Annotated in this window: 4 protein-coding genes and 1 pseudogene; 3 read left to right on the top strand and 2 right to left on the bottom strand. The window is 38.6% G+C overall.

Annotated features, from left to right (window positions below):
• Positions 1 to 716: pseudogene (locus AC3DU7_RS25495) on the top strand (hypothetical protein); the annotation flags it as partial.
• Positions 717 to 941: 225 nt separating this feature from the next.
• Here the strand turns inward: AC3DU7_RS25495 and AC3DU7_RS25490 are convergent.
• Both AC3DU7_RS25490 and cobS read right to left on the bottom strand, forming a co-directional pair.
• Positions 942 to 1,142, bottom strand: a complete 201-nt coding sequence (locus AC3DU7_RS25490) for a hypothetical protein (protein WP_488042081.1) — start codon at positions 1,140 to 1,142, stop codon at positions 942 to 944.
• A gap of 648 nt (positions 1,143 to 1,790) precedes the next feature.
• Entirely contained in the window at positions 1,791 to 2,561 is a 771-nt protein-coding gene (cobS, locus tag AC3DU7_RS25485; protein ID WP_488042080.1) for an adenosylcobinamide-GDP ribazoletransferase, read from the bottom strand.
• 457 nt (positions 2,562 to 3,018) lie between these two features.
• On the opposite strand from cobS, the gene AC3DU7_RS25480 reads away from it, so the two are divergent.
• Together AC3DU7_RS25480 and tgt are read left to right on the top strand one after the other, a co-directional pair.
• Complete coding sequence (locus tag AC3DU7_RS25480; RefSeq protein WP_488042079.1) at positions 3,019 to 3,468, top strand: hypothetical protein; 450 nt, start codon at positions 3,019 to 3,021, stop codon at positions 3,466 to 3,468.
• Between the two features lie 204 nt (positions 3,469 to 3,672).
• Positions 3,673 to 4,773 (top strand): tRNA guanosine(34) transglycosylase Tgt, encoded by a 1,101-nt coding sequence (tgt, locus tag AC3DU7_RS25475; protein ID WP_488042078.1) that lies wholly within the window; start codon positions 3,673 to 3,675, stop codon positions 4,771 to 4,773.
• Positions 4,774 to 4,850: the final 77 nt, after the last annotated feature.

Here is a 4,850-nt window from a genome sequence, read left to right as displayed (position 1 = left end):
CAACTATGGAACAAGATTTAATCATACAACAACAAATCGAACCACCAGTTTTAGTCCCCCCTTCCATTACCCCACCAACTATTCCAGATATACCAGTGCCAACAAGTGACCCACCCCTACCTCCGACAATACCAATTTCTGAAGTGCCATTTTTAGGCTCCCCTTCCATTACCTCACCAACTATTCCAGAGCCACCAGTAAATAACCCACCCCAGGGTGCGCGAATACCAACTTTTGGGGAAACCGACTCCCTAACAGGTGAAGTAGTTCATCGTTTTTGGGACGAACAAACTCAGTCTCACTTCTTTACTGCTAGTCAAGCCGAATTTAGCGATCGCGAAAACAACCCTACTCGCTATCGTTATGAAGGCATAGAATTTAGGACCCCATCTTCCGATATTACAGGAGCATTACCAGTGTACCGCTTTGAAAACCAACAAACGGGTACATTTTTCTACACCCTCCAGTCCCCAGACGAAATCACAAGTCAGTTTCCAGTGCTAGAAACTGATGGTATAGCCTTCTACGCTTTTTCCGAAACCACCGCCCCTGCTAATGCAGTTCCCGTTTACCGCTTTTTCAATGAAAATGCCTCTGCATCCACAGGAACCCCAGTACATTTTTTTACAGGCACGGAAGAAAACAAAGACAACGTTATTGCTAACGTTCCCGGTTTTACCTTTGAAGGACCTGGTTGGTATGCTTTCGAGAGCTAAAGTTAAAAATTCTTAGCTGTCTAAGTAGAAAGCGATCGCTCTATTCACTGCTCAAAATGTAGCATTGCTGAGGGGGCGAGATGAATATAAGTGGTAAGTTAAGTGGGAGTAGTCATCCTGCCTGTCTCCATCCTGCCTGTCCCGAAAATCTCAGAAACGGGAAAATCTCAGGAACGGGCAAGATGCCCATTCCACTTCCACAAGACTATTAAAATCATCCCACATTTATGAAACACCCAAAATATAGTTCCCAATAATTCTTTTCAATTCAACAGGAGCTTCAAGAGCGATGTTGCATCCGCAACGCTCCGCGATCGCCACCCCCATATCTGGACGAACCACCCACCACCACATTAACCTTTCCAAATAGCTCGGCGGTTCATCATTAGGACACCACTCAATAAAACCATCATTAACACCAACCATATTAGGAGAAAAATCATTAGCTATAGCAATGCGATCATCAAGCTTCTCAAATTGTATAGCAGTCGAAACAAAGGTTAGGAGATTTACAAAGGCTTAAACTCAGTGAGGGATTACTTTTAACTTTTGACTTTTGACTTTTGCCTTGCGCGGAGCGCTATAATACTGTAGAAATTGCGAATGCTGCAATCAAAATAGTAATTAGGAACCATTTATTTTGTATTAAAATAGAAAGATATGGCAAGGTCATTTCAGTTATCAGTTATTATTAGTTATCAGTACCTCTAGTTAAAGTCAGAGGCTTGAAATATTAAACTTTATTTTCTCTTGTTCGATTGGATATAGCGCAGGTTTCCTCGCCATCACTCAACCGCTTTTTTATCCTTAAAAAGACAGGCTTTAGACCGAATGAATTAATTATCAGTTATTAATTATCCATTATCAATTGGTAACTGCCTTTTTTTTTAATTGGGCATCAACTATATTAAAATTTATAAATCAACTCCAAAATTATTCTGAAAAAGTTATAATTATAGTCTCATAAGTATTGCTCTCTTCATCAGATAAATATTTCATTTGCTCAAGCAATACTACAAACAAAAGCTTTTTGATCGCCTATTATCAAAACATAACATAATTGATAACCGATAGCTATTCCAAAGTAACCAATAAACACAATAATAATGCTTCAGTCCATTCAACCACAGCACCATAAGTATCGCCAGTATGACCACCCAAACAACGGTTAAACCAAGCACCTGTCAACAGAGCGATCGCTATTCCTCCTATTGCCATCCCAGAAGCTACTAACCAACTTTCAGGGTTTAATAAAATTTGGATACCACTGATACTCAGTAATAAAAGTAAACTTTGGAGGAAATCCCAAATTGAATACTTTGCCTGCTTGTGAAATGCTCCTTTTCCAGTAGGTTTGAGATAGGGATATCGAGCGATCGCTACTAACTGTCCCCATCTCCCCCAACCTGCTACTCCCATTAATATTAAAAAACGGTCACTATCTAAATCTGTTAAAGCTGTAATTTTTAGTAACAATAGAGCGATCGCTGCCATTGCTCCAAAAGCTCCTGTAGCACTATCACTCATTACTTCCAATCTTCGTTTCTGGTCTGGCACTGCTAACCCATCAGCAGTATCCATCACCCCATCCAAATGTAAACCACCAGTTAAGGCAATTCCACATATAATCACAACCGCAGATCTGGTGAGTATAGGCATTCCTAAAACTTGTAACCCCAGATCGATTAGCCCAAGGATAGCCCCCACCATCAATCCTATCAAAGGAGCAAAACGAGCAATACCGTTAAAATCCAAGTTCCAAGTATGGGGAATTGGTAAGCAGGTATAAAATGCAATTCCAGCACTGAGCTTTATCAGAATTTTCCTAGTTACTTGGAGCAACATTTTTTACCACCAAAAATTTTCTGAACTTGGCTTTTTCTTGTTAACTATAATATCAAAAAAAATAATATTTGCTGCATTTATTTAAAATCAAATTAACAACAATAGAATAGAGTAGACAAAACTAATTTTGTATGGTAAAAAATTAGTATACGGTATATTTATGTATAAACCTCAAAGATTTCAAGGATACATAGTTAGATATACATAGTATGAGATGTATAAAAAATTCAAACTATAGATTAAAAGTCTAAAACTCTTACCCTAGACTGCCTGTTGTTAGATAAATCGTTCCCTTTTCCATGAAATTTTGTGCATATTTCAAACTGGATTTCCATATTATTGGTTCATACTCCAAGAAACTATGCCAGAATTGGAACAAGAATAGCACTATCTAAATAACTTCAGAACAGAAAAAATGTTCTGAGAAATTTCTATTAAATTCAGAGGCTTTTGCTATATGAGTTCCAATAATTTTGACCAGAGAGTATCTGCTCCTTGCATCATTGACAGTGGCATCGTTGTCAATAAACGTGATATGCAAAGACTGTTGATAGATTTAGGTAGAGTCCGCTATATCCATACTCAAGATGGCCAAGTTCAGAGCCGGGGTGAAGGATACATACTCGAAGTATTTGCGGATTGTCAAAGGTCAACTTTAGTTGCTAATCATTCAATATACTTAAATGTGCTTAGTTTTGATTATTTAGAACTTGGACAATCGTCAAAGAAAGAAACATACTTTGATTTAATTACTGAAGGACGTCAGTTAAGGCTAATTCCTTTGTCAAATCCTCTCACAGAACAAGCTCACAAAAATATAAATGCTGCAGCTTTTGACGCAGTAATGGATCAAGTGTTATCATCTAATTGGGATATGCAGTTTGATGATGATGATTGCCCCTTTTAATACAGATAAGGAAAAAAATAGGTTCATTAATGGATAATGGATAATTACCTCTCCCTAATAAGGTAGAGGATTGACGCGGTAGAGAAAAAATTTTTTTCCCCTTGAAAGGGTAAGTTCAGCAGAACGGAATTAGGCAGAGCATATAAATTTTTCTCAGTTTAGCGAAAACAGTTAGAATTTTTTAATTGCTAATACCTAACTATTATGTCCCAAAACTTTTCCTTTCATTATCAGGCTTGTTGTACTAACACAAAAGCTCGTGCAGGTGTTTTTTTGACTCCTCATGGTGGTGTAGATACGCCTAGATTTATGCCTGTGGGGACTTTAGCAACTGTTAAAACTCTCACACCTGCTCAGTTAGAGAAGGCTGGTGCGCAGATGGTCTTGGCAAATACTTATCATCTTCACTTACAACCAGGAGAAAGTATTATTGCTGGTGCTGGTGGGCTACATAAATTTATGGCATGGAATGGGCCAATATTAACTGATTCTGGGGGCTTCCAAGTATTTAGTTTAGGAGAAATCAGAACTATTAGCGAAACAGGCGTTCAATTTCGCTCGCCTCGTGATGGAAGTATTATTGATATAACTCCAGAGCGTTCGATCCAAATTCAGAATGAATTAGGAGCTGATGTGATTATGGCTTTTGATGAATGCCCCCCTTACCCAGCGAGTAGGGAAGAAGTGGAGTTGGCGACAAATCGTACTTATCGATGGTTGAAGCGTTGTGTTGAAGCTCATCAACGTCAGGATCAGGCTTTATTTGGTATTGTTCAAGGTGGTGTTTATCCCGATCTGCGTTCTGTAGCAGCAAGGCAGCTGGTAGATTTGGATTTACCGGGTTATGCTATTGGTGGAGTGAGTGTGGGAGAACCGGGCGAGCTAATAGATGATATAGTTAAAGTAACAGCTCCTTTATTGCCAGAAGATAAACCTCGTTATTTGATGGGAGTTGGCACTTATCGAGAAATGGTACGAGCGATCGCTTCTGGTATAGATTTATTTGATTGTGTAATTCCGACTCGTTTAGGACGACATGGAGTAGCTTTGGTAAGAGGGGAGAGGTGGAATTTGAAAAATGCTAAGTTTCGAGAAGATTATGCTCCTCTTGATGAATCTTGCCCTTGTTATTGTTGTCAAAATTTTAGTCGAGCTTATCTGGCTCATTTGGTAAGAGCTAAGGAGTCTTTAGGTTATACTCTATTGTCTCTTCATAATGTCACAGAGTTAATTCGCTTTACCCAGCGTATTCGAGATGCTATTTTGGGCGATCGCTTTGTTACGGAGTTTGGTGGTTGGCTTTGAAAAACAATTAATAATTAATAATTAATAATTAATAATTATTAGGGTTTGCTGAAAAAGTCTGATATTCAGGGGAGGGG

It is taken from the genome of Okeania sp., assembly GCF_983059655.1.
Note: the sequence above shows the minus strand (reverse complement) of the source record. Positions and strands in the feature narration are given on the sequence as shown.

Bases quoted from the DNA above. Each gene is read 5' to 3' on its own strand.
- AC3DU7_RS25490 (WP_488042081.1), bottom strand. From the start codon at position 1,142: ATGGTTGGTGTTAATGATGGTTTTATTGAGTGGTGTCCTAATGATGAA.
- cobS (WP_488042080.1), bottom strand. From the start codon at position 2,561: ATGTTGCTCCAAGTAACTAGGAAAATTCTGATAAAGCTCAGTGCTGGA.
- tgt (WP_488042078.1), top strand. From the start codon at position 3,673: ATGTCCCAAAACTTTTCCTTTCATTATCAGGCTTGTTGTACTAACACA.
- AC3DU7_RS25480 (WP_488042079.1), top strand. From the start codon at position 3,019: ATGAGTTCCAATAATTTTGACCAGAGAGTATCTGCTCCTTGCATCATT.